Raw genomic sequence first — 24,323 nt, 5'->3', positions numbered from 1 at the left:
GGCCTCAAGCATGTGGCATCGGGAAGGTGTTCAAGCCGGAGGTTCCCGCCGCGCTGTCCCATCCGAGTAGTGCGGCTTCCCCGGCGATAATGTCGTTTCCCCACAACGGAAACGCCGCGGCGAAATTATTGACCAGGCCCGGCACCAGCACTCGAACCACACTCAGGCCACTGAGTCGCACATCCGGCGTGGTGAGGTCGACGGTAATGATCTCGAAACCCTGCGATTCGACAATTGCACGGTAGCTCAGCAACGAGCGGTCCGTGAGGTTGTCGACGCTCGACAAGTCGTGTACACCCTGGCCTGCCAACACCGGAAGCGCTCTTGCGCGGGCTCGCGGGTCACAATTGAGCTGTATCTGCGACTCGAGATCACCGACGTCACGGAAATCGGCGCGGAACGAGTCGAGGTAGCGTCTGTCGGCGCGCCACGGTTTAAGATAGCCGAGTTTGCCGCTGCGTCCCCGGATATCGGTGGCCTCGCGCAGTTCGCTCCAATACGCGCCATGCTCGTTCAGGAGATCAACGGCCCACAGGAAGTTCGACAGCGCCTCTCCGAGAGCCTTCTTCGCGCACAGTTCGCGATCCTCGCGGAGGGCAAAGCCCACGGTCGTGAGCTGACGTCGCTCGTCATTCACCACACCGGCGATAACGGGTAGCCCGAAGCGATTTCGCACGTGCAGCAGCCAGCCCTCCAGACGGGGTGCCGCGTCGGTATCCCGCAGCAGCCGATCCAGCTCGTCATTCAACCGCACCCGGGGGATCGAGGCCTGATGCGACCACCAGCACATCGAGGCGTGGCGCTCGAGGACCTCCTCGAGTCCAGCCCGTATGGCTTCTTCAGAGGTCGGGCCCGCAGCGAGACCCGCGTACAAAGTGGGGTGCACAGCGGGCTCGTCACGGGTGGATCCGAGGTTGTAGTTTCCCCACGCCATACTCGCCGGAACCCACACTGGCTCATCGAAGGAGACGGATCTGCCGAGTACCCAACGCACCTCGATATCGTGGGTAAAGGGAACGAAGGGCATTCCGGGGATGGCGTACTGGGAGTCCGAGAAGAGGGCCACGGAGCTGGGATCGAGAACCCGCTCGGGACGGCTGGACATCTGGCGGTACGACGCCGTGACCGTGCGATCCAGCTGAATCCAGTTGCCAGCGTAGCGTTCGACGGATTCGCCGACGGTCGCCGCCAGCGCGTGCTCACGGGACCCGCCCAGTATGCTGCACCCCGCGATCGTGTTCACACCCCACTCGACGCCGAGTCGCCGGACGTCTCCCACCCGTGCCGCGACAGTGATCAAACTCCTGGGCATCTCGGGCAGTAGCGGCACATCCTCCACTTCGGCCACGAGACCCGTGAGCTTGTCCATCAGGAGATCGGGTCCGCTCACCATGTCGTTGCGGTATGGCACATGTGCGCGGTCCGGCATCGGCAGAACGGGGTGCAGCCGGAGGGCGCCGGTGTCGAGATCCAATTCGAGTTCGTTTCCGAACAGCGCGCAGGGCTGGTTCGCGCGCAATCGATTCACCTGGCGAGCGACCACAGCGCCGAGCCAGGCCAGATCCGCCGTCGTCTCGGGTAGCGGGGTGCCGACGGGCGCGGCCATCCGGGCCTCGGTGATGTCGAGATCGAACGAGGCTGCCAACCTTCGGTCCAGCACGTCCTGATAGACCGGCGCACAGCCGACTCGCACCGCGGGCCCTAGCCACGCCACGTTGTAGTCCAGGACTACCGGAACCCACACCACTTCGGATTCGCTTACTGCGGAATCCCATCGGCGCAACTCGTCGAGATCGCGGCGGGCGTGGACGGTGACGACGACCGTGCCCCCAGGCGTTCGCTCGAGGAAACTCGGGTCCAAACCGGGCTGCCACTGGTCGGCGTCTATCGCCTGTTGATGTTGCCACACATCGAGTGCGGCAGGAACGCCGACAACCACGACAGGGGACGATATGGCCCGTTCTGTCGAATCGCCCGGTCGATCTGCCAGGACTTCCAGTATCGACCGGAAGCCCGGCCCGGTCTGCTCGATTATTTCGTCGAAAGAGCGGGTGCCGTCGCACAATTGCAATGCCGAATCGAGTGCCGCCGGCATCATGTTGATCTCGAATATCTCACCATTGGGGGTGCGCACCAGCGACTCTTGCTGCCGAAGCGCGTAAATTTCGACTCCGATCGGAGCCGGATGTGCTCGCATGAATATCTCCGGTAGCCTTCGAACGAGTATGAAACGAAAGTGTGGCGGGATTTACCAGCCACACTCACCACGTTTACTGCCAGTGGAAACGTGCACCCAAGATGCTGTGGTCATGCGCGGGAAGCGTTGGTTGCCATTCGGTCGCGGCGCGCCTGATAGCGTATTCCAGCTTCACACACTGCCGACCCTTATCGGAGCCGACAGCACGCGACATTTTCGTAATACCGAACATCGGAACCCCTCCTTTCATATTTTATTCGAGCTCTCGGCGAGCTCGAACCGGAACCTACCCAGCACCGGTCCGAAGTGTCAACTCTGCACACTTCATGAGAACGGCTATTATCTGTGGAAGCACGAATGCCCGGACCACGACACGCCACTCTCAATAGATTGAGCTGGCCGACCGCTGAATAACTGTGGCATAACCCGTGCTCGACAGTGATATGCACTCAGACCGACGACGGGAATCCATGTCCGACACCATCACACTGGTCGTCCCCAACATCGCGGAGTTCAACATCCGCCATCCACGGTTGGCCCTCGATCCGGCGACGGAGAACAACTTCATCGTTTATGGCGAAGCAATGGCTGAGCAAAGCGCCTTTTGGACAATGGATCCACGGATTCTGCTCATGCCGTCCGGCATCGATCGCAGCTGGTTCACCGACGTCCACCGAGCGCTGGAAGACAGTCTGCCACCGGTCTTGTCACCGGCGCGAGGCACCGGCCGGATCACCGAGGATCTGCTCGCGGACGTGGGTGCCATGGCACAACTCCGTGATCATCTGCGTGATCACCAACGGGTTCAGCTGGCGTCGTGGGGCGCCACCGAGGATTTGTACCGACTGATCACAGCCATTCGCGGATTCGGACACGAAGTCCTCCTCGATGTACCCGAGGCCGAGAACTACTGGTCGAGCCTGTACTTCGACTCGAAGCAGAGTTGTGTGGATCTTGCTCTCGAAGTACCGGGGCTGCGGGTGGCCTCCACCATATCCGCGGACACTTGGCCGGAGCTGCGTGGCGCGCTGGAACTGTTTCGGACACAACGGAAGAAGGCCATCGTTCGCAGTAGATACGGCGCCTCGGGTGAAGGCACCTCCGTCGTCGAGCCCAGCCCGGCGGGGCTGGAGATGTTCTGGCGCTCGCTTCGCGACGACCCACTGCTACGTCTGTTCCCCCTGCTGGTTCAGGAGTACCTACCGCACCACGAGGAGCACGCCAACCCGGCCGTCGACATGCTCCTGACCGACGAAGGTGTCGCAGACCTGGTCCTCAGCGTGATGACGGTCGACAGCCATCGCTTTGTCAGCGTCAACATAGGCGCGGGACTGATCAGCCAGGCTGTGGCCGAAGAGATCGACGACCTTTCCCGTCGCATCGCGGCGATCGCCATACGGATGGGATTCCGTGGCTGGTTCGGCATCGACTTCCTGCTCGATGATCGCGGCCTCCTCCACGTCACCGAATTCAACGCCCGCCGGACCGGCGGCACCCAGTGGATACCGTTGCTCGATCGCTGGAATACGGATCGGCAGGCCGTAGCTCACGCCGCGCACGCACTGCCGGTTCCCGCCGCGGGGTCGGCCGAGTTGTCCTACAGTGACCTGCGACCTGCCTTCCAGGAGCTACAGGACGAAGGTGTGACGGTCTTCCCGACCGCGATCCGCCTGTTGAATCACTACAAACCCTCCTATGGCATCGTGACCGGCGGCGTGAACGCGGCCGGGGCAGAGCACAACGCCGCGATCACCCAAGAACGAATCGCAGCGCATCTTGCGAAGGCTGCCATCAGGTGATCAGCCCACGGCTGCAACGGTGGCCCTACTGATCCGAGGTCGGCCGACGGAACTCCCCCCGCCATCGTTGCCCTGGCGGGATTGCGTCGGCGATCTCGGCGATCTCGACGGGTGCGAGATCATCGACAGCGAATGACTCGACCTCGGCGAGAGTGAGCGGCCACGGCGGGCCTGCCTCGCCATCGAGCCGGCGAGAATGTGCCAGGACGAGCAGAGTTCCTCCTGGCGCGGGCATCGCCGCGATGCGACGAATTGCCTCAGCCCGAGCCGACGCCTGATGCACCTGAACCGTGTACGCCTCGAACACGAGGTCGTAGCTCGCACGCCACTCCGGTGGTGGGTCCAGAATATCCGCCACCACGTAGTCGACCTTGGATCCGGCGAATCGAGATCGCGCATTTCCGATCGCCGTCGGAGCCACATCGAACGCGACCACGTCGTACCCGAGTTCGGAGAGGAACTCCGCGTCGTCACCGAATCCGCAACCCACCACGAGCGCGCGCTTCCCGCAACCGGACCGCTGCGCGCTCCACGAGACCAGATACTTGTTCGGCGCGAGGTCGGCCCACGGAACTTTCGTTTCTCCGCGAAGGGCCGCGTCATACAACTCTTCGAACCAACCAGTCGGGTCGCCACGATCGAGTGACGCCACCGCCAAGCGCCGGGCGTATGCGGCACGCCTGCTCCCCATCACAATGCTCTCTCGGCGAGTTCCAGTACGACCGGCACGGCATTGGGCACCAGATCGAGCAGCGCACGAGGCACGACCCTGGCACCAGGCGCCATCCGTAACCGGTACCGTTGCAGCACCATCGCCACGACGATGGCCAGCTCTAACTGTGCGGGGTTCTGGCCTATACACAGATGTGGACCGCCGCCGTACGGGAAGTACGCGAACCGGGGGCGAGTGGCCGACTGAGCCTCGGTGAACCGGTCCGGGTCGAACCGTTCGGCATCGGGCCAGAACACCGGATGCCGGTGGGTGACGTACTGGGAGAACACCACTGCCGTCCCCGCAGGCACCGAGTACCCGCCGAGCTTATCCTCCCCCAGCGACTCGCGGACCCCACCCCACGCCGGTGGATAGAGCCTTATCGTCTCGGACAGCACATTCCGCAGATACGGCAGCCCGGCCACATCGTCGACCCCGGGCGCCCGCCCGCCCAGCCCGGCCAGCTCGGCACGTAACCGGGCGTCGACCTCGGGATGGGTAGCGATCAGGTACAGCGCGAACGCGATCGAGCTGGCAACGGTGTGCTGACCCGCGTGTAACATCGTCAGCAGTTCGTCGCGGACCGCTCGGGGCGGTAGATCCGATTCCAGCAGGGCTTGCATGACCCGGCCTCTGCCGGGCACACCACCCCGCTGCCCGCTCGTCGCACGTTCGACGGCACGGTCTAACGCCGCGACGTGGACTTCGAAACGCGCCTGACCGCGAGCCTGCAGCCAGGCCGGGAGCGGGTACATCCGGAAGCTCTGCCCGCTGACGTAGGCCAGCGCCTCGGTCAGGTGCCACAGCACCGGCTCTTCCTCGGCACCGAGGTCCAGGTCGAACATCCCCCGCGAGACCACCCGGAACGTCAATCGCTCCAAGTCATGGCAGATGTCGAAAGCTTGTCCGATCCGCGTATGCCAGCGCGTCAGCATGCTGTCGGTCACCGTCCGCACGGTGTCGCCGAAGTCGTGTTGGTGCTCGGCGCGAAACGGCGGTGCGAGGGTGCGGCGATGGGCGGTCCACGTATCTCGCTCGCTGGTGAGCAAGCCATTCCCCAGCAGCTTGGCAAACGGCACGTTCAGCCGGCCGCGGCCATAGTTGGGATGGTTTCCCTGATGCACCCTGGCTACCGCGTCCGGGTGCGCGACGAACAGCCATGACGCGCCGCCCAGCTCTCGGAAGCGGATCACGTCGCCATACTTGGCATGGTTGCGCAAGTATGTGCCTACAGGGTCACGCTGCAGACCGGCCAGCACGCGCCACATGGCCGGGCCACGTGGCCCTGGGATGGCATCGAGTGCGTTCTCGTTCATGCGCGCGATCCGGTTGCGTGAGAAAGTCCTGGCAGGTAATCCGACCGATGCTCCGCGAAGGAGCGCCGCGCCTGCTCAAGGCCGCTGGGGGTGCCCATATCGTGCCAAGCGTCGGTGAAGCGGTGCGCGACGACCGGGCACCCCTTGGCGAGTAGCGACTGGATCAGGTCGGTCATGTCCCAACGCCTGCCCTCGGGGATCTCCGCACGTGCCTCGGGCGAGAGCACGTAAACACCGGCACAGACATCCAGCTCCAACCGGGGCTTTTCCCACAAGCCCTGCACACTGTCGCCCGAAAGCGCCAGCAGCCCTTGGCTGATCGGCGTCTCCGTCACATGAGCGGCCACCGTGAGCACCGCGCCGCGGTCCTGGTGTGTCGAGTACAGGTCGCCGAAGTTCAACGCCGTCAGCACATCCGCGTTCATCACGACGATCGGTGCGTCCCAGTCGGGCAACGCCGCGAGCGGTCCTGCGGTACCCAGGGGATCGGGGTCGACGTAGTAGTCCAGGGATAGGCCCAGATGAGTACCTTCGCCAAGGAAATCCTCGATCATCGACGCCAGGTGGCTCACGCACAATGTCGCATGCGTGATGCCGAATCCTCGCAACTGCCGGAGAATGATCTCGACGATCGGCTGTCCGTCCAGCGTCACCAACGGCTTCGGGCTCGTCAGCGTATGCGGGTGCAAACGGAGCCCCCGCCCGCCCGCCATGATCACCACGTGCTCTGGTGCGCTGCGCGTTCCGGCCTCGGGCGGTATTCGAGTCACCGGCTCGGCAGTCGCCGGGCGCGGGACCAGCCGGGCGCCCGTCGAACGCTCTACCGGCAGGATGTATTCAGTGATAGCGATCTCCTTCACTTCGTCGACCTATCCGGCGACGTCGCCACAGACCAGGACAACCTTCGTCGCCTCCTTCCGATCGAAGAGCTGATACCCGCATTCGACTTCCGCGAGCGGCAGGCGATGCGAGATCACCGTCGTCGGGTCCACCCGGCCAGCTCTGACCAGTGCGAACACCTCATCCCAGACCGCGATCGGGTCGCCGACCGCGAATCGCAAGGTCAACTCCCGGCCGAACGCGCGCCCCGCGTCCAAGGGCGCCGCATCCGAATGATGGGCACCGACGGCCACGATCGTGCCGCGTGGCGCAGTGCTCTCGACCGCGAGGCGCAGCGCGGCGTCGCTCCCGACCGCCTCGATGACCGATTGCGCGCCGCGGCCGGACGAAGCATCCGCAATAGTCGCCGCCAACTGCTCCGGGCTCGCCGCCGAGAACCCGCAGCGCGCTGCCGCGGCGCGCCGGGCCGGCGAGGGATCCGCGATCACTACCGCGGCCGCTCCGCGCGCTTGTGCGCACATCCCGGCGAGCAGGCCGACGGTGCCCGCGCCGATCACCGCGACCGTGCCGCCCAACGGGATCTGCGCCCGCTCGGCCGCGATGTACCCGGTCGCGAGGACATCCCCGGCGAACAGCGCCTGCTCGTCGGTGAGCTCATCCGGGCAGGGTGTGAGCACCACGTCGGCGAACGGAACCGTCACATAGTCGGCCTGGCCGCCGTCGATCGACCGCCCGACCACCGTGGAATATCCGAACAGCGTGGCCTCGTGACACTGATAGTGCCAGCCCAACCGGCACATCCGGCAACGGCCGCAGGCCACCAGGTCGGACGCGACCACGCGCTGCCCGACCAGATGGGCGACCTCGTCCCCGGCCTCCTCGACGACCCCCACGAACTCGTGGCCGAGCACCGTCCCGACATCGAACTCTGGTAATTCGCCCCGGTACGGATGCAGATCGGTACCACAGATGGCCGATGCGGTGACCCGGACGACGGCATCCCTGGCGTCGCGCACCCGGGGAACGGGCAGATCGCGCAGTTCAACCTGGTAAGGACCACGAAATACAGTGCCTCGCACGATCATTCTCCCTCACGCAGCAGGGCTTCGGCCTGCTCATCGGTCAGCCCGGCCAGCTGCCGCAGCATGTCCTGTTCGGCCAGCCCCGCGAGGTGTGCGACGGTCAGATTCTCGAACGCCGCCGCCGGATCGAGGCTGACCCGAAGTACTCGGTTGACCTCGAGAACCAGCTGGTTTGCGAACACCGAGTCACCGCCGAGCTCGAAGAACCCGTCGTGCACACCGACCCGCTCGAAGCCGAGGCTGTTCTGCCAGATGTCCGCGATGCGCCGCTCCAGATCGGTACGCGGTGCGACATATGCCTGCTTGAGCGACGGCCGCCCGGAACGCTGAACTCCCAGGCCGGTGCCGCGCAACAGTGCTTCGTTTCCAGCCGTGATCTCCGCGAACCGGTCGATGCCCAGTGCGCTGGGAAAGTACTGGACGAGGTTCCGTAGGTTGGTTGGCATGACCAGGGTCTGCGGCCGTCGCTCGCCGAGCAGTTGCCCGAGCGCGCGGATACCATCGGCCGGCTCAAGAGCCGTGTACGCGGCTGCCATTCGATTGCCGTCGCGAACCGCGTCGACCGCGAGCCCGGCCGCACCCCACGGCCCCCAATTGATGACAACAGCGTTGCGGCCACGGGAACGCTGCCATGCGCCGAAAGAATCCGCCAGGGCGTTGGCAGCGCAGTAAGCCGCCTGCCCCGGCGAGCCGAGCAGTGCGGCGGCGCTGGAGAAGTGCACGAACCAGTCCAGCTCGTCCCCCTCGGTCGCCGCGTCCAGGCAAGCGGCACCCATGACCTTGGGCCACATGACCGCAGCCAACGCATCGGCGCTCATCTCCAGCAACGGACCATCCCTGAGCACACCGGCTGCCGACACCACTCCGCCCAGCGGCGCATGTGCGCGCATCCGTGCGACGGCGTTTTCGACAAACCCAAGATCGCCCACGTCACCGCTGAAGACATGCACTGTCGCGGACAAGCCCGCGAGGACACCGGCAGCGGACGGTGAGGGGGTCTGCCGTCCGATCACTCCGATATGGCGGGCGCCCTGTTCGCTGAGCCAGCGAGCGACCCGCAGACCGAGCGCGCCCAACCCGCCTGCGATCAGATAAGCCGCATCTGCACGGATCAGGATGCCCGCATCAGCCGTGGCCTCAGCGGCGACGACGAACCTGGCCACATATCGCCGGCCAGCGCGCAAGGCCACCTCCGACTCGGTGGAGGGCCGGGACAGTTCGTCGAGCAGTTCGTCGACGCCGTCCGCTGGATGTGCTGCCGAGGGCAGATCCACACATCGCGTCTGTACCAGCGGCAGTTCGAACGGCAGGACCCTGGCGAGCCCCCAGACCCCCGCTCCGGCCGCACCGACCACCAATTCATCCGGCGATACGGCGTGACATCCTCGCGTGACGATCCACCATCTCCGGTGTGCCAGCGTCTTCACCGACAACGCCTGAACCAGCGCCGCCGAGCTCTGGACGATTTCGAGCGCTGCGTGCGGATCGAACCGATCCATGTCCTTCGCCAGATAGACCACGTTGAGCGTGTCCGCCGCGAAGGCTCCGGGCTCGTTGAGCAATCGTGACCACTGGGCTCGAAGCCGAAAGTCCACCATGGACACACCGGCGGCCTGGTAGGAGTACCGATCGCCGGTCACGACCGCGTGCACGGCCGCTCCCTCGGCCCGAAGTCTCTCGCTGACTGCTTCGGCCGCCTGTGCAGTATGCGCGGCCACCAGCCAGATACCGTCGGCAAAGGACTCATCGGGGCCGGAACGAGGTTGCGCTCGCCACACCGGTTCGTATCGAAAGCTCCGCGGCCGGTGGGTAATCCGGGGGGCGGCGGCCTCGATGCCCCGCACGATCGCAACCGGGCGGCCGGTCGCGCTCACCAGCGCGACATCGGCTGTGTCCCCCGTGACCGTGGCCCACGCCTTGCTCGGGCTCGCCACTGCGGCGAGTACGACACTGCCGATCCGCTCGGGCACGAGTCGCGCGCCCGTGCCGAGCCCCGCCGCGGGAAGGCTCAGCTGGAATGCCGCATCCAGCAGTCTGGGATCCAGGACGAGTCCGGCCTCGGCTCCCGAACCGGTGAGCGTGGCCGCGGCGGTGCGCCCAGACACCCGAATGTCACGCAGCATCCGATAGTCCGAGCCGTAGGTCACCCCAGCCGCCTCGAAGGCCGCGTAGATGTCCCCGGTCGCAACCGGTTGCGCTGCGCTCAAATCCGGCTCGGCGACTTCGCCTGCCGCAGCGGCGACCACCGTGGCGGTCGCATGAAGTCGCCACTTCTCGCCCTCGACGGGTTTGGCGAGAACGCGGATGGCGTAACCCGATCCTTCCAGATCCGCCACGGTCTGCACGCGCAGTGGTCCACCACTCAGGGAGAGAAAGGCGTGGAAGCGGATATCTCGGGCTTCGAGGACGCCTGCGATACCCAACTCGCGTCCGGCGGCCAGCATCATCTCCACGAAACCGGCCGCGGGCATGATCACATTGCCATCGATCACATGACCGGCGGTCACGGCGGGCGGCTCATCCGCGACCACCAACTCCCATACATCGCCGCCCATCGCCAGATCCAGCTTCGCACCCAGCAACGGATGTCCCGCCATGCGCCGGGCGGTCGACCGGGGGATCCAGTAGCTGTTGCGGCGCCATGGATAGGTGGGCAAGTCGGTCCTGGGCGCGGGCTGGGCGACCCGGTCCCATCGCGGGTCTACACCGGCTTCATAGAGCGTGGCCAAGCCTTCCAGGACATGCCGCCAAGGCTCGGTTCCGCGTTCCATCGTGGACACGAATAACGGCGGCGGGCTGTCCAGCTGACGCAGCGGTGTGCGCAGGGTCGGATGAGGTCCGAGCTCCACGAACGCAGCGGCACCGGCTTCGAGCAGCTGCGCCGCGGCCCGAGCGAATCGGACCGGCTGCCGTAGGTTGTCCGCCCAGTACCCGGCGTCCAGTACCGAGTCGTAGCCCGTACCGGTCACCGTCGAGAAGAAGGGGATTCGAGCGGGGGCAGCTTGCAGGTGAGCTAGCGCCGACCGCAGATCCCCCGAGGCACCAGCCATCCAGGGACTGTGCGACGGATAGTCGACGGGGATCCACCTCGCGATCCCGCCCGCCGACTCATGCTCATGTCCGATCTCCGCCAGCGCCTCGGCGGCGCCGGAAAGCACGACCGCCTGCGGGCTGTTCACCGCGGCGAGCGCGATCCGGTTCGCGTATTTGGTCACCAGGCCCAGGGCCTCGGTTTCACTGACCGCCAACGCCAGCATCTTGCCGGTGCCCAAGCTCTGCTGGACGGCCCGGCCACGTTCGAAGGCGACGTGCAGGCCTTGCGCGAACGTGAGCGCACCGGCCACGACTGCGGCCGAGACCTCACCAAGGCTATGGCCGATCACCGCGTGCGGACGAACGCCCAGACCGCCCCACATCGCGGCGAGCGCCAGTTGGGCCGCGACCGCGACCGGCTGGGCCACGTCCGGCCGGTTCAGCGCCGGGTCTTCGGGATTGCGCAGCAGATCGAGCAGATGCCAGCCCGCGATGTCCGCCATCACCTCGTCGCACCGGCGCAACGTCGCGCCGACACGGTCATCGGCTTCGGCAAGAATGCGCAGATCGTCGTATGCGAACGCGGACTGCCCGGAAAAGGCGAATACCAGCGGGGCATCGTCAGAGATCCGCACACTGGCCGGAACCGCGTCTCGGAACACTCCGATGATCTCCCGTGCACTGGCCCCGACCGCCGCCAAGCGGTGCGGATGGTGCGAGCGACGGAGCGCGGCAGTCGCGGCAACAGCGGACAGGTCCGCCGCTCTCGCCAGCCTGTCCGAAAGGGCCGATGCCGCGTCCATGAGAGCCTGCGGGTCGCGCGCGGACACTGGGACCAGCACCGGGCCCGTCGTCGCGCGGATCTCCTGATCAGTCGCGGGCGCCCCGGCTAGCACAACATGGGCGTTCGTTCCGCCGAATCCGAAACTGCTCACACCGGCAAGACGCGTGAACCCGCCGTCCGGCCATTTCAGACCGGCTGCTGCCACCTGCAACCCCAATTTCCGCAGATCTATGTGCGGGTTGACCTTCTGGTAATGCAACGTGGCCGGGATATAGCCGTGCCGCAGCGCGAGTGCGACCTTGACCAACCCGGCCAATCCCGCGGCGGCCTCGAGATGGCCGATGTTGGACTTGACCGACCCGATCAGACAGGGCCGTTCACGTCCCACACCGACCACGCTGCCCAGAGACCGGGTCTCGATCGGATCGCCGAGCAGAGTACCGGTCCCATGACATTCGACGTAGTGCACCTCGGACGGTGTCACTCCGCTGTCCGCGTACGCCGCAGCGAGTACCGCCTGCTGCGCGGCCGGGTTGGGGGCGGTCAGGCCGTTGGATCGACCGTCCTGGTTCACCGCGGTGCCTTTGACCACGGCATATATCCGATCCCCAGCGGCCTCGGCCGCGGCCAAGGGCTTGAGGACGACGGACAGACACCCTTCGGCCCGGACATACCCCTTGGCTTCGGCGTCGAAGCTCCGGCAGCGCCCATCCGGCGCGAGCATGCCGGCCCGCGCCAGTGCCATGGAGATGTCCTGCTCCAGTACCAGATTCACCCCCGCAACCACTGCTGTCTCGCATTCACCAGTGCGCAACGCGCGCACAGCGAGGTGCAGCGCGACGATCGAGGACGAGCAGGCGGTGTCTACCGCCACGCTCGGCCCGCGTAGGTCGAACAGGTACGACACCCGGTTGGCCGCGAGGGACAACGCATTTCCGGTCGGTGTCAATGCGTGGGCGTTCTCGACGACACCGACCTGCCGCCGCCCGTACTCGTTGGACGAGATGCCGACATACACACCGGTCGACGTGCCGCGCAGCCGGTCGGGGACGATCCCCCCGTCCTCAAATGCCTCCCAGACACCTTGCAGAAGCAGTCGGTGCTGCGGATCCATCCGGCGGGCTTCCTCATCCGGAATGCCGAAGAAGCCCGCATCGAAACGATCCACATCGGACATCAAGCCCGCGAAACACGCCCCAAGCTCACCCGCGGACAGCCCATCTCGGCTCCAGCCGTCCCGGCCCACCATGGTGATGGGATCCGTACCGTCGCACAGTAATTGCCAGAACGCATCGAGCGACGGCGCCCCGGGCACTCTCGCCGACATGCCCACAATCGCGATCGCATCGGCCTGCGGCGCCCGTGTGGTCCGAACCGGCACGAGCGAGGGGTTGCTCACCAACCGGGCCACGAGGCCGGTGACGGTCGGGTGCTCGAAGAGTATCGCCGGATGAACAGCGCGGCCGAGGTGACCAGATAGGTTCGCGGCCAGTTCGGTCACTGCGGATGAGTCCAGGCCGAGGGCGGCGAACGGCAGACCCGGATCAACCTCGGCGGCCGGTATTCCGCAGTAGGACGCGACCCGCTCGATCAACCAGTCGCGCAGGTGTGTTGGGTTCGAATACATCGTGCGGATCTACGCCTCTCCGACACCGGGCAGGCGCCATTCGTACCGCGGGGACAGCAGACCTTCCAGGTAGGCCTGACGGGCCGCGGACCGTCGCAGCTTCCCGCTGGAGGTCTTCGGGACGGTGCGCGGTTCGACCAGGACAAGCGTGTCGACGACGAGTTCCATCCGCTCCGCCACCGAGCGGCGCGCCGCCACCGATAGGTAGGCGAGCTCGTCTTCGTCCTGCTCAGCGGTCTCTTGAATGACGACCACGAGGTCGCGCGAGGGCCCTGGCAGTTCGATCGCGACGCCGCACCCGGCGCGAAGGCGGCGGTCGGCCGCCTGGACCACCGCCTCGATATCGGTCGGGTAGATATTACGGCCCCCGACGATGAGCAGATCCTTGATACGGCCGGTCAGGTAGAGCTCCCCGTCATGTAGGAACCCGAGATCGCCAGTCCGCAGGAACGGTCCGCTGCCGTCACCGAGCGTTGCACCGAAGGTCGCCGCGGATACTTCCGGCTGACGCCAGTACCCACCAGCGATACTGGGGCCGCGTACCCACACCTCACCAACCTGATCCGTACTCAGCGAGGTCTCGGCAGCCGGGTCGACGATGAGCACCTCGTTGCCCTTCGACGGCCGGCCACACGTCGCGATCTCCACAGCATCCGGATCGGTATCGGCGGTCGCCGAGACCTTGCCCAGTTCGAGTTCCCGACGATCCAGCCACACACTTCCCAGTCCCGCGCCCGGCCGCGATCCGCTGACGAGCAAACAGGCTTCCGCCAGGCCGTAGCACGGGTACAACGCCTGCTCGACCAAGCCCTGAGGGCCGAACCTCTCGCCGAACCGGCGTAGGACATCCGGCCGAATCTTCTCCGCGCCACTGAACGCGATCCGCCACGAAGACAGGTCCACAGCGGCCTGTTCAGCGTCGGTCACCCTTCGCAGGCACAGGTCATAACCGAAGTTCGGCCCGCCGGCCACCGTCCCGCGCAACCGGGAGATGCTCTCGAGCCACAACGCCGGCCTGCGCAGGAAGTCCAACGGGGACATCAGATACGACCAGCACCCGGTGTGTACGGCCGCGAGGATGTACCCGATCAGGCCCATGTCGTGATACGAGGGCACCCAACCGACGACAACGCTGTCGCGCGTCAGACCCATCGCAGTCTCGATCGCAAGCAGGTTCGCGATCAGATTGCGGTGCCGCAGAACCACGCCCTTGGGCATTCCGGTCGACCCTGACGAGTACTGGATGACCGCGATGTCGTCGGCGAGCACGCGTGGCGGCTGCCAGCCCGGCGCCATCTCCGCGGTGACGGTGTCAGTCGCCAGCCACCGCACCGATTCGGCGCCGATCCCGGTCGTGTCCTTTGCCGCGAGGACATCGGCCGTGGTCAGGATCAACTCGGGCCTGCAGTCCGCCAGTACCTGTGCCAGCCGGGCCGCCGCACCGGCCGCCGGACCGCCCGCGCCCGGTGGGTAAACCGGAACAGCGACCACACCCGCCAGCATCGTGGCGAACAGCGCCACGACGAAGTCCAACCCCGGTGGATAGAGCAGCACTGCACGAGCACCTGGTGGAGCGTCGATCTCGGCAGCAACGGCTCGGGCCCGCTGATAGAGCTGCGCCATCGGTAATCTGTCCGGCTCCGGTTCGCCGTCCACGATGAACCCGTAACCACCGGACTCTCGGGTGGCGCTGGTGCGCAGGAGATCGAGTAGTGTCGCCGGGCTCACCGGTTGCCGCCGCCGACGTTCAGCCGCCACATCTGCGCGGCGTCCAAGGAACGCCGGGCGCCCCACTGCTCGGCGTCTACGCCGAGCCGGTCCCACAGCACCGGGTACGCCTCTACCGGTTGCGGCTCGGCCTGCTCGACCGGCACGACGTTGCGCATGGCCTTCTCGATGTACGGCGCCAGTTCCTCTTGCTTACGGCACCTGCGTTCCTCGCCGCGCTCCAAGAACTCTGGCAGGACTCGAGCACCGAGCAACTCCAAGGTCTGACACACATGCTCATGCGGGTAGTCCCCCGCCTGCTGCAACATGATCACCTGGTCCACGCCCGCCTCTTCCAGCTGCCGGAGGTGCTCACGCACTCGGGCAGGAGACCCCACTGCCGCCACACCGGCCATCGGGTCCACGGCCGACTTCTCGAACTCGGCCCATAACCGGGAACGTCCCGGCAGATGGGTACCGAATCGGAAGTAGTACGCGAGTGCCCATTTGAAGAACTGCTGTCCGGCCAGGCCACGCCGGATCGCCTCGGCGTCGTCCTCGTCGATCATCACCCCTGCCAGCATCGCGATATTCGGGTTCACCGTCTGCCCGATCGGCCGGCACTCCGCCCGGAATGTGTCGTAGTACTCGTTGACCCAGAACGCGGCCTCGGCGCCGTCCATAAACGAGAACGTCAGCGCACCCAGGCCCAGTCGTGCGGCGAGTTTCACCGTCTCACGGTTCGTACAAGCCAGCCACATCGGCGGATGCGGACGCTGCACGGGCTTGGGCACGATGTTGCGGGCCGGCATAGAGAAGTACTCGCCGGAGTAGCCCGGATACGGCTCGGCGGCGAGCATGCGCGTGGACTCGCGGACAGCTTCCGCCCACATGGCCCGCTTGTCCACGTAGTTGACACCAAACCCCTCCAACTCCAACCGCGAGCTGGATTCGCCTGTCCCCCACTCGACCCGGCCGTTGCTCACCAGGTCCAGGGTCGCGATCCGCTCGGCGACCCGAGCCGGATGGTTGTAGGCGGGCGGCATCAGGTTGACGCCGTGTCCCAAGCGCATCCTGCGGGTGCGCTGGCTGACCGCAGCCAGGAACACCTCCGGCGCACTGGAATGCGAGTACTCCTCAAGGAAGTGGTGCTCCTGCGCCCAGGCGTAACCGATACCGGCCCGCTCACCGAGTTCCGCCCATTCGAGGGCATGTTGGAAGAGCGCCTGTTCGTCCCCCTCGGCCCACGGGCGCGGTAGCTGAAGCTCGAAGAACATGCCGAAATCCATGGCCCCCTCAATCGACGCACCAGCGAAAGCGTCCCCATGGATAGCACGCCGCCCGTGCGGCGGGCAATTGTGTCAACCGCATCGCCCGGCACTGCTGCCGTCCTTGAACTCATTGCGGTACAAGGGATCTCATGTACATCTCAGTGAGATTTACAGAATAGACGGAAAGTGAGCGATCGTGACCGTGCTGATGACCATCGGCGGCGAGCCCACCGGCACCGCGGACACCTCCCCGGTGACCGATCCGGCCACCGGGGAGGTGTTCGCGCACAGCCCGGTCTGCTCCCCGGGGCAGCTGGACCAGGCAATCCGCGCTGCCCGCGCGGCGTTCCCGGAATGGGCCGCACGCTCACTGAACGAACGGCGCGCCTACGTGAGAACCTGCGGTGACATCCTGGCGGCCCATCGGCACGAAGTGGCCGAACTGCTGACCAGGGAGCAGGGAAAACCTTTTGCCCAGGCACTAGCCGAAGTGGACCTGTCAGCATCGTGGTTCGGACATACCGCCGATCTAGATCCAGGCGGTGAAGTGCTCGACGACGGCATCACCATGCGCCGAGTACCCCACGGTGTCGTCGCCGCGGTGACACCGTTCAACTTCCCGATCATTCTGTCGGTCTGCAAGATCGCACCCGCGCTGCTCGCGGGCAATACCGTCGTGGTCAAGCCGTCCCCTTTGACGCCCCTGTCCACCTTGCGCATGGTCTCCCTGCTCGCGGCCACTTTACCGCCTGGAGTACTCAACGCAGTATCCGGCGATTCCGCTCTCGGACCGGCGGTCACCGATCACGCAGGGATCGATCTCGTGTCGTTCACCGGGTCGGTGGACGTCGGCAAGGCGATCGCGCAGAGAGCCGGAGCGCGACTGCGTCGCGTCGTACTGGAGCTGGGCGGCAACGATCCGGCCATCGTGCTCCCGGGTACCCCACTCGGCGATGTCGCCCCGGCATTGTTCGCGCTGTCGACGATCAACAACGGGCAGTTTTGCGCCGCCGTCAAGCGGATCTACGTACCAGATCAGGACCGGGTCAGACTGGCTGGCATGCTCGCGGATTTGGCGTCCGAGGTGCGGATGGGGCATGGCATGGATCCCGAGTCGACGCACGGACCGCTCACCGATCCGGCTCAGGTGAACCGGGTCACCCAGCTCGTGACCAGCGCCGGAGGCAAGGTTTTGACTGGCGGGACACCCACCTGCGGCGCGGGCAATTTCTACCCCGCCACAGTGGTGACCGAACTTCCCGCAAAAACCGACCTGGAGATGCAGGAGCAGTTCGCCCCCGTCATCCCCGTGCTCGGCTATACGCACCTGAAAGATGCCGTGGCTGCGGCCAACGGCACCGATTTCGGCCTGGGAGCGTCGATCTGGGGCGATCCCGAACAAGCCGTCACGCTGGCGCAGGAGATCGAAGCAGGCACCGTCTGGATCAACGCGCATGGGGATCTGCGGCACAACGTCCCGTTCGGCGGTATGAAGAATTCGGGGATCGGTGTCGAATACGGATACTGGGGCCTGCTGGAATACACCCGCATGCAGGTGACCAATATCGGCGCTAGTAAATGATCCGCACCGGCGTGGTGCCGTGCGCGGCCAGAAAGTCCGGACGTGGGTTGCCGGTATTGGTCGGCGGATTGCTCACGGCGTTGTAGACGGTGATCAGCGTGGTTCGCCCGAAGGGCGAGATGTTGGGCGAGGAAGCATGCAATATGTTGGGGTGGAAGAACAAAACCGATCCGGCGGGTCCTTTCGGACTCACCAACCCGTGCGCTGTGGCCAGTCGGGCGATCACGTCGTGCCGGACCCGGTATTTCTCGTCCGCGGTCAGCGTCGACACCCACTGCGGGGCATCCTCGTAACCGACCGGCACACCGTGCTTCTCCGTTGCGGCGAGTACACCTTCGTTGTGTGAACAGGGAACGAAGGTCAGCGGACCGTTGAATTCGGTCACCTCGTCCAAGAACACCGCGACGTTCACCAGATCTGGAGTTCGGATTCCGTCGTCCTTCAGCCAGTAGATGTAGTCCTGGTGCCACTCCCACTGGTCACCGACGAACGCCGCCTTCACATTGACCTTCGACTGATGGATATATACGTCCTCACCGAGGAGGTCCATCGCCGCCCCGGCCAGTTCCGGTCGTCGGCACACCCGTGCGACCACCGGATCGGTCTGATGCGGACCATAGACCGAGCGGACCGTGACGCCATCGCGCTCCGTGATCCGGCGCGGGCTGTCCTGGGCGAGGATCCCCGCCGCGGCGGCCGAGAGCTCACCCACGACGTCCGCGGGCAGCAATCCGGCGGCCAGGAAGAATCCGGTGCGCCGGTACGTGGCCACCGCGTCGGCGTTCAGCACGGCTGTTCGTTGAGTAATCTGCACGACTTGTCCTGTCTAGTTCGCTGGTAGGTCGACTCTGGGATCGAAAATGGTTCGCAGTACTTCCCATTCATCGTCGTCATCGGTTGGCGCCGGCGGAATGGGCAGCCGGGCGATCCGGTCGTAGACCTCCGGTGGCGGCTGCCACGCGTCCCCGTCCCGGGTGCGCCACGTGCGCATCGCGTAGTACCTGCTCTCCACGAACTTGGTGAGAACTTCGCGTTCGGACAGTCGTCCGATCGCCGTCTTCTGCTGTCGCACCAGGTGAACCAACTCCTTGCGCAGCACCGCCGGTCGCTCGTCGCCCGCCACGTCATGGCCGTCCACGACGATCCGCACTGCTCGAGTGGACTCCAGCAGCGGCCGTTCGTGCAGCAGGTGATTGAAGATATCAATGCGGAACGTATCGGTGGCGTCGTGTAGCGACAGAACCCGCAACTCGCGGCACGCCGGGCCTGGCAGGTCCGGCCACAACTCTCGCGGTTCGAGATCGAAGAAGTCCCGAACGATCATGATCTGGTTGCCGACCTGGTACGGCCCGTGAATGACGAACGAAATATCGGTCCAGCCGTAGAAATGCACAGACCACACCAGGGCCTGGGCTGCACCGGACAGGGTGAACGCGGAGCGGGCCGGATCCGGCCCGCTCACCCACCCCGGCCCCGTTGCCAGGCGCTGCACTTCCTCCGCACCGAGCAGCCGGTGCCCGCCGTCTCGGCAGAGAACGTCCCCTGTCTCGAGCTCCGCGGCCCCCGCCAGTATCCCGGTCACGAACGCGACTCTGTCGGTCGCAGGGATCCCCGCGACCTTCATGCCCGGTACGAGGTCCAGCATCAGCGACTTCGCTGAACTGGTGCTGGGATAGAGCTTGGCCAGCTCGCCGGCTGGGACGCCCCCGGCGCGGGCGGACAGATACCTGCGCACGAGATCAGCCGCTTCCAGGTCGCCGAAGAACGGGCCGATCTGGGCCACATGCATCGGCCACGGCACGATTTGTCCCGCGTTGATGAACGCCACACCGACGGCGTCGAGGAACTCATCGATCATTCGGCACCCTTTCCGATTCGGCCAACGTGGTGACTGGGCGACTCTGCAGGATCCACACACCTGCCGCATCGATCGCCCATTCGATGTCCTGTGGGCCGTCCCCGAGCAACCGTTCCACCTCGAGTACCAGCCGGGCCACGGAACCCAGCTCTTCGTGCACGGGTGCCGCGCGGGAGATGCGGACGGTCGCCAGCGGATCGATATGGCCACTCACCATCAGGTCCGCCAGACCGTCGACGTACTCGATGACGAGTTCGGCGGCGGCAGTGACCGGATCGACGGTGAAGCAGACGCCCGACCGGATCGGCCGAAGTTGTTCCTGCACGATCACCGCAAGACTGCTGGGCAGGCGTATCCCGCGACTGCGGGCGTAGGCGGCCGCCGACGTGTTCAACAGAGACTGCCGTACCGCGACGATCGCGGCCGGAACCGCGGCTCGCTCGACATCCAGAACAGACCGGAACTGTCCGGCGAAACTCGCGTGCCGTGAGTCCTCCACCGACGCCGAACTACGCACGGCAAACCGTTGGCTTGCTGGGTATCCACTCAGCACGCTGTCCTCGAAGTGGTCGACAACCACATACCCGGCCGGAACGGGCACGCCCAGTCGAATCAGTTCGCCCAGCCGGGCCGCCTTTCCGCCGACCACCGATATGTCGTGAGCTCGGGCCAGCGGGATCACGAGCACGGATCTGCCCCGTGGACACCGGCCCTACGCGGCATCGGCGTTCCGTTCACCCAGACAGCCGGGGTGTGACCCAGTTCGACGGTGTGCATGCACCCTCCTGTGGAGACGATTGCTTTGTACGCTTTGCGTGGAGGACAACGCGATTACGTGTAGGCGCGAGCTTGCAGCTGGTACAGGTCGGCGTAGACCGAGCTGGTATGCATCAGCTCCTCATGCCGTCCCGCCCGGGTGATCCGGCCGCCTTCGAGCACGAGAATGTAGTCGGCCATCCGGACGGTCGAGAAGCGATGTGAGACGAACAGCGTGATCCCGGCGCGATCGGTGGTCTGCTGTGCGGTTTCGGTGAAACGTTCGAACAGCGCGTGCTCCCCTGCGGCGTCGAGCGCTGCGGCGGGCTCGTCCAAGGCGACCAGTTCGGCATCGGGTCGCATCAGCGCACGGGCGAGCGCGATCTTCTGCCATTGCCCGCCGGACGGCTCGTAACCCGGGATGTACCGCGTGCCCAGGTTCGTCGCCAGCCCATTCGGCAGGCTCGCCACGAACTCGTCCGCGCCCGCAGCCGATAGGGCCGCACAGACCTGTTGCGGGCCCTGGTCGCGTACCTCGCCGACACCTACCGAGTCGAGCACACTCAACTGAAGCCGCGCGAAGTCCTGGAACATACAGCTGACCCGGTCACGAATTCCTTCGTTGCCGGACGAAGGTGTCACCTCGGTGCCGTCCGAGTAAATGATCCTGCCCGCAGTGGGCGTGTACATCCCGCACAGCAGCTTCACCAAAGTGCTCTTGCCCGCGCCGTTCTCACCGACCAGGGCCACCACCGATCCGGCCGGGATGTCTACGGTGATGTCCTGCACCGCGGGTGTCTCCCGGCCCGGATACTGGAATGCCACTCCCTCCAGGCGAATTCCCCGTCGGCCTGCGATCGCGACTCGACGACCCGCAGGACTGCCGACCGCCCCAAGCCCCCTGAGCCAGTCCACCCGCTCGAGGGTGACGCCGAACCGTTGCAGTTGGGTCAGCAGGTCGACGAAGGCGATGACCTGTCCGCTCATTTGCACGGTGAGCGCCAGCACCAGCACGAAGACTCCGACGGTCGCACGGCCCGCGGCGACCTCCCAGAGCACGAGCAGGACCGCACCGGCATAAGCGGCAATGAAGACCAACTGGCCGCCACACTGGATGAGCGCAGCGGTGAGCTGGCCACGCCACCTGCTGGCCGTGGCGCGGTCCCAGGCTAGACGCTGCCGGGCGATGATCGCGTCCTCCAAGCCGAGCATCTGCAGTTCCAGCAGCGTCGATGACGAGAACGTGGCCAGTTCGAGCAGATGATTGGACTGGCGGGTGAATTTCGCACCCCGCTCTTCGGCTCGCTGCCGGACTCGATGGGCGGACTGGCTGGTCACCACGAGTCCGAAAGCCAGCAGCGGCAACAAGATCAGCACGGGATCCTGCGCGGCCAGCAAATAGGTGGTGATGACGAGCTGAACGAGCAGGCCGCAGAACTGCAACACGGATTTGAACGCGAATAGCGTCGAGCCCAGGCCTTCCCTGGCCAGCTGCAACTTGTCGGCGTAGTCGGACTGTTCCCGGCGCTCGAGCGAGGCAGTATCGTTGGCCAGCGCGAACAGCTCCTCGTGCAATGTTCGGTGGGCGAGTTCGCCGAGTTCGGAGTACGACAGGTGCGCGAAGTGCTCGAACGTCAAATCGATCACCACGAGCGCAGCCAGGACAACCCCGACCCACACGGCGCGGCCGGTGTCCCCGCCCAGTGCCGCGTCGACGAACCAGGCCAGCCCGACGGCAATCAGCGGAGCCGCAGCGGCGCGGGCGGCCATGAGTAGCACGACCTTGATGAACCGTCTCCGGTCGAGCCTCAGTCCCAAGGTGAGCAGCGCGCGCACGCTTCGAAACGCCCTCATGCGCCATCCTTACGGGCGGCTGCGGCGATGTCTGCCGGGACATCGTCGGTGAACCGGTCGGCCTGCAACCGGAACATCTCGGCGTAGGTCCCGTCCAGGTCCATCAGCTCATCGTGACCGCCGTACTCGGTGACCCGGCCGTCGGCCAGCACCGCGATCGCACTGGCCCGGCGCACGGTGGAGAACCTGTGCGAAATCACCAGAGTGGTCAATCCTTCGGTCAGGTTCAGGAACTGGTCGAAGAATGCGGCTTCCGACCGAACATCCAGCTGCGCGGTGGGCTCGTCGAGCACCAGCAACCGCGCACCCATGTTCACCGCGTACAGGGCGCGGGCGAGCGCAAGGCGTTGCCACTGCCCGCCGGAGAGCCCGACACCACCTTCGTAGGCCGGCGACAGGATCGTGTCCAGCCCGGCTGAGAGTCCCTCGACGATGCCGCGCGCACCGGCCCGCTCGATGGCGTCCGAGAGCGCCTCCTCATCGAGTGGATACCCTGGGGCCCCGAAAAAGACGTTGTCCCGCAACGTCGTCTCGTACTGCACGAAGTCCTGGAGGATCACTGCGACGTGCCTGCGCCAATCAGGTAGGTCGATGCCCCGCAGATCCTGACCCTCGACGGTGATCCGGCCTGCCGAGGGCACGTACAGGCCGCACAGCTGTTTGACCAACGTGGTCTTGCCCGCGCCGTTCATCCCGACCACGGCGGTGGCGGTCCCGGACGGCAACGTGAGATCCATACCGCTGAGCACCGTGTGGTCGCTGTCGGGATAAGCGAACGTGACCTTCTCGAACCGGATCGTCGGCGGCGCCGAGAGCGCGAGCCGCCTTCGCGGCTCTTCCGGTGGGCCCGCGAGATCGCGATGCAGGTCCGCAAGGTCCGTCGCTGCCTGCAAGCCGTACTGAGTCTCGGTGTCGCTGTCCATGAAGTTCGCGCCGAAGCGCAGCGGTACCAGTACAGCCTGGACGGCCACAGCCAGACCGAGCACTTCGGCCTCACCACTGGTCTGCCACGCGATCGCAGCGAAGGCCAGCGCGGCGACCGACCAGCCGAAAACGGAGTACCTGATGAAAGGAGCGAAGTAGAGCCGCCTTCGGCCGCTCCACAATGGATCGAGGTATGCCTGGCTGTCACGTTGATGACGCTCGGTCAGCCAAGGCGCCAGGCGCAGGGCGCGCATCTCCTTCGCCGACTCGTCGTCGATTCCGATCGACTGCAGGTAGAAAAGCTTTTGCCGGTCACCACGTAACGCACTCCACATCCGCGAGTACCGGCCGAGCGAGCCGCGGCGGGCGAATCGGATGACCAGCGCGGCCAGCGCGAGCAGGATCGCGACCAGCCACGAGATGGTCACGCCGATCACCACCACGGCCGCGATGAGATCCACGTATCTGGTGATCATCGGCAACAGCGCGGCGGCGCCTCGGCCTGCGGTCAGCCCGAGGTAGAGGAAGTTCACCGTTGTGGTGGTCAGCCGGGTGATCGTTTCCTGTTGCTCGGTCCTGGCCAGCGGGGCGCGAATCGCCGACGACATCACCTCGGCGATACCGGCTCCGTCCAGCCGCCGCCTGATCAGATCGGTCAGGATGGCCTGCAGCGGGCCGAGGAGCTGTTGCAGGGCAAAAGCACCAAGGGCGAGGGCCAGCGTGCCGCTGAGGGCCCGCAACGCATCCGCTCCATCGGCTCCGGGAGCAGCGGCGAGCTCACTGAGAACATATCCCATGGACACGATGAAGGTGATCGGCAAGAGACCGCAGACGAGGGCGACCAGCGACGCCAGGACGAGCAACGGCACACCGGCTCTGGGCAGCGACGCGGCGAGTCGCGCCCAGGCACACCAGCGGTCCCGCAGCCGGCCCGCAGCCTTCGCAAGCACAGCGCTCATAACCGTCCTCCTCACACGAAAT

Annotated in this window: 15 protein-coding genes; 2 read left to right on the top strand and 13 right to left on the bottom strand. The window is 65.8% G+C overall.

Features of this window, described 5'->3' with window-relative positions; genetic code table 11:
• Nucleotides 1-4: 4 nt before the first annotated feature.
• Nucleotides 5-2,134, bottom strand: a complete 2,130-nt coding sequence (locus tag AB0I43_RS31400; protein ID WP_357433093.1) for a YcaO-like family protein — start codon at nt 2,132-2,134, stop codon at nt 5-7.
• 533 nt (nt 2,135-2,667) lie between these two features.
• Between AB0I43_RS31400 and AB0I43_RS31395 the strand changes: the two genes are divergently transcribed.
• Entirely contained in the window at nt 2,668-3,996 is a 1,329-nt protein-coding gene (locus AB0I43_RS31395) for an ATP-grasp domain-containing protein (protein ID WP_357433092.1), read from the top strand.
• 25 nt (nt 3,997-4,021) lie between these two features.
• On the opposite strand, the gene AB0I43_RS31390 is transcribed toward AB0I43_RS31395, so the two are convergent.
• The 7 genes from AB0I43_RS31390 to AB0I43_RS31360 all read right to left on the bottom strand — a co-directional run bounded on the left by AB0I43_RS31390 (nt 4,022) and on the right by AB0I43_RS31360 (nt 16,386).
• The gene (locus AB0I43_RS31390) at nt 4,022-4,648 is read right to left on the bottom strand and encodes a class I SAM-dependent methyltransferase (protein WP_357433091.1); all 627 of its coding nucleotides are present in this window, start codon (nt 4,646-4,648) and stop codon (nt 4,022-4,024) included.
• A 38-nt stretch (nt 4,649-4,686) separates the two neighbouring features.
• A complete protein-coding gene (locus tag AB0I43_RS31385) occupies nt 4,687-6,024 on the bottom strand; it encodes a cytochrome P450 (protein WP_357433090.1) in 1,338 nt (445 codons plus the stop codon).
• Complete coding sequence (locus AB0I43_RS31380) at nt 6,021-6,884, bottom strand: sugar phosphate nucleotidyltransferase (RefSeq protein ID WP_357433089.1); 864 nt, start codon at nt 6,882-6,884, stop codon at nt 6,021-6,023. Before AB0I43_RS31380 ends, AB0I43_RS31385 begins: the two co-directional genes overlap by 4 nt.
• Nucleotides 6,885-6,893: 9 nt before the next feature.
• Entirely contained in the window at nt 6,894-7,943 is a 1,050-nt protein-coding gene (locus AB0I43_RS31375; RefSeq protein ID WP_357433088.1) for an alcohol dehydrogenase catalytic domain-containing protein, read from the bottom strand.
• A gap of 2 nt (nt 7,944-7,945) precedes the next feature.
• A complete protein-coding gene (locus tag AB0I43_RS31370; protein ID WP_357433087.1) occupies nt 7,946-13,390 on the bottom strand; it encodes an SDR family NAD(P)-dependent oxidoreductase in 5,445 nt (1,814 codons plus the stop codon).
• Between the two features lie 9 nt (nt 13,391-13,399).
• The gene (locus AB0I43_RS31365) at nt 13,400-15,046 is read right to left on the bottom strand and encodes a fatty acyl-AMP ligase (protein ID WP_357433086.1); all 1,647 of its coding nucleotides are present in this window, start codon (nt 15,044-15,046) and stop codon (nt 13,400-13,402) included.
• A gap of 68 nt (nt 15,047-15,114) precedes the next feature.
• Nucleotides 15,115-16,386, bottom strand: coding sequence for an LLM class flavin-dependent oxidoreductase (locus tag AB0I43_RS31360; RefSeq protein ID WP_357433085.1), 1,272 nt, complete (start codon nt 16,384-16,386; stop codon nt 15,115-15,117).
• Nucleotides 16,387-16,564: 178 nt separating this feature from the next.
• Here AB0I43_RS31360 and AB0I43_RS31355 point away from each other — a divergent pair, with 178 nt between their 5' ends.
• Nucleotides 16,565-17,950, top strand: a complete 1,386-nt coding sequence (locus tag AB0I43_RS31355) for an aldehyde dehydrogenase family protein (RefSeq protein WP_357433084.1) — start codon at nt 16,565-16,567, stop codon at nt 17,948-17,950.
• On the opposite strand, the gene AB0I43_RS31350 is transcribed toward AB0I43_RS31355, so the two are convergent.
• The 5 genes from AB0I43_RS31350 to AB0I43_RS31330 all read right to left on the bottom strand — a co-directional run bounded on the left by AB0I43_RS31350 (nt 17,940) and on the right by AB0I43_RS31330 (nt 24,301).
• Nucleotides 17,940-18,764, bottom strand: a complete 825-nt coding sequence (locus tag AB0I43_RS31350) for a phytanoyl-CoA dioxygenase family protein (RefSeq protein ID WP_357433083.1) — start codon at nt 18,762-18,764, stop codon at nt 17,940-17,942. The two genes, AB0I43_RS31355 and AB0I43_RS31350, sit on opposite strands and share 11 nt — an antisense overlap.
• A gap of 12 nt (nt 18,765-18,776) precedes the next feature.
• Nucleotides 18,777-19,808 carry a hypothetical protein gene (locus AB0I43_RS31345; protein WP_357433082.1) on the bottom strand — a complete coding sequence of 344 codons (1,032 nt, stop codon included), beginning with the start codon at nt 19,806-19,808 and terminating at the stop codon, nt 18,777-18,779.
• Nucleotides 19,798-20,490, bottom strand: coding sequence for a PEP/pyruvate-binding domain-containing protein (locus AB0I43_RS31340; RefSeq protein ID WP_357433081.1), 693 nt, complete (start codon nt 20,488-20,490; stop codon nt 19,798-19,800). Before AB0I43_RS31340 ends, AB0I43_RS31345 begins: the two co-directional genes overlap by 11 nt.
• A 149-nt stretch (nt 20,491-20,639) precedes the next feature.
• Nucleotides 20,640-22,418 carry an ABC transporter ATP-binding protein gene (locus tag AB0I43_RS31335; protein WP_357433080.1) on the bottom strand — a complete coding sequence of 593 codons (1,779 nt, stop codon included), beginning with the start codon at nt 22,416-22,418 and terminating at the stop codon, nt 20,640-20,642.
• Complete coding sequence (locus AB0I43_RS31330; RefSeq protein WP_357433079.1) at nt 22,415-24,301, bottom strand: ABC transporter ATP-binding protein; 1,887 nt, start codon at nt 24,299-24,301, stop codon at nt 22,415-22,417. Before AB0I43_RS31330 ends, AB0I43_RS31335 begins: the two co-directional genes overlap by 4 nt.
• Nucleotides 24,302-24,323: the final 22 nt, after the last annotated feature.

Origin of the sequence: Nocardia sp. NPDC050435, assembly GCF_040655395.1 — a bacterium.
In the GTDB taxonomy this organism is placed as follows: domain Bacteria; phylum Actinomycetota; class Actinomycetes; order Mycobacteriales; family Mycobacteriaceae; genus Nocardia.
The sequence above is the reverse complement of the archived record's forward strand: the minus strand, read 5'-3'. Positions and strand labels throughout refer to the sequence as shown.

Excerpts from the sequence above, each read along its gene's own strand:
- AB0I43_RS31395 (WP_357433092.1), top strand. The coding sequence starts at position 2,668 with ATGTCCGACACCATCACACTGGTCGTCCCCAACATCGCGGAGTTCAAC.
- AB0I43_RS31385 (WP_357433090.1), bottom strand. The coding sequence starts at position 6,024 with ATGAACGAGAACGCACTCGATGCCATCCCAGGGCCACGTGGCCCGGCC.
- AB0I43_RS31370 (WP_357433087.1), bottom strand. The coding sequence starts at position 13,390 with ATGTATTCGAACCCAACACACCTGCGCGACTGGTTGATCGAGCGGGTC.
- AB0I43_RS31360 (WP_357433085.1), bottom strand. The coding sequence starts at position 16,386 with ATGGATTTCGGCATGTTCTTCGAGCTTCAGCTACCGCGCCCGTGGGCC.
- AB0I43_RS31345 (WP_357433082.1), bottom strand. The coding sequence starts at position 19,808 with ATGATCGATGAGTTCCTCGACGCCGTCGGTGTGGCGTTCATCAACGCG.
- AB0I43_RS31335 (WP_357433080.1), bottom strand. The coding sequence starts at position 22,418 with ATGAGGGCGTTTCGAAGCGTGCGCGCGCTGCTCACCTTGGGACTGAGG.
- AB0I43_RS31330 (WP_357433079.1), bottom strand. The coding sequence starts at position 24,301 with ATGAGCGCTGTGCTTGCGAAGGCTGCGGGCCGGCTGCGGGACCGCTGG.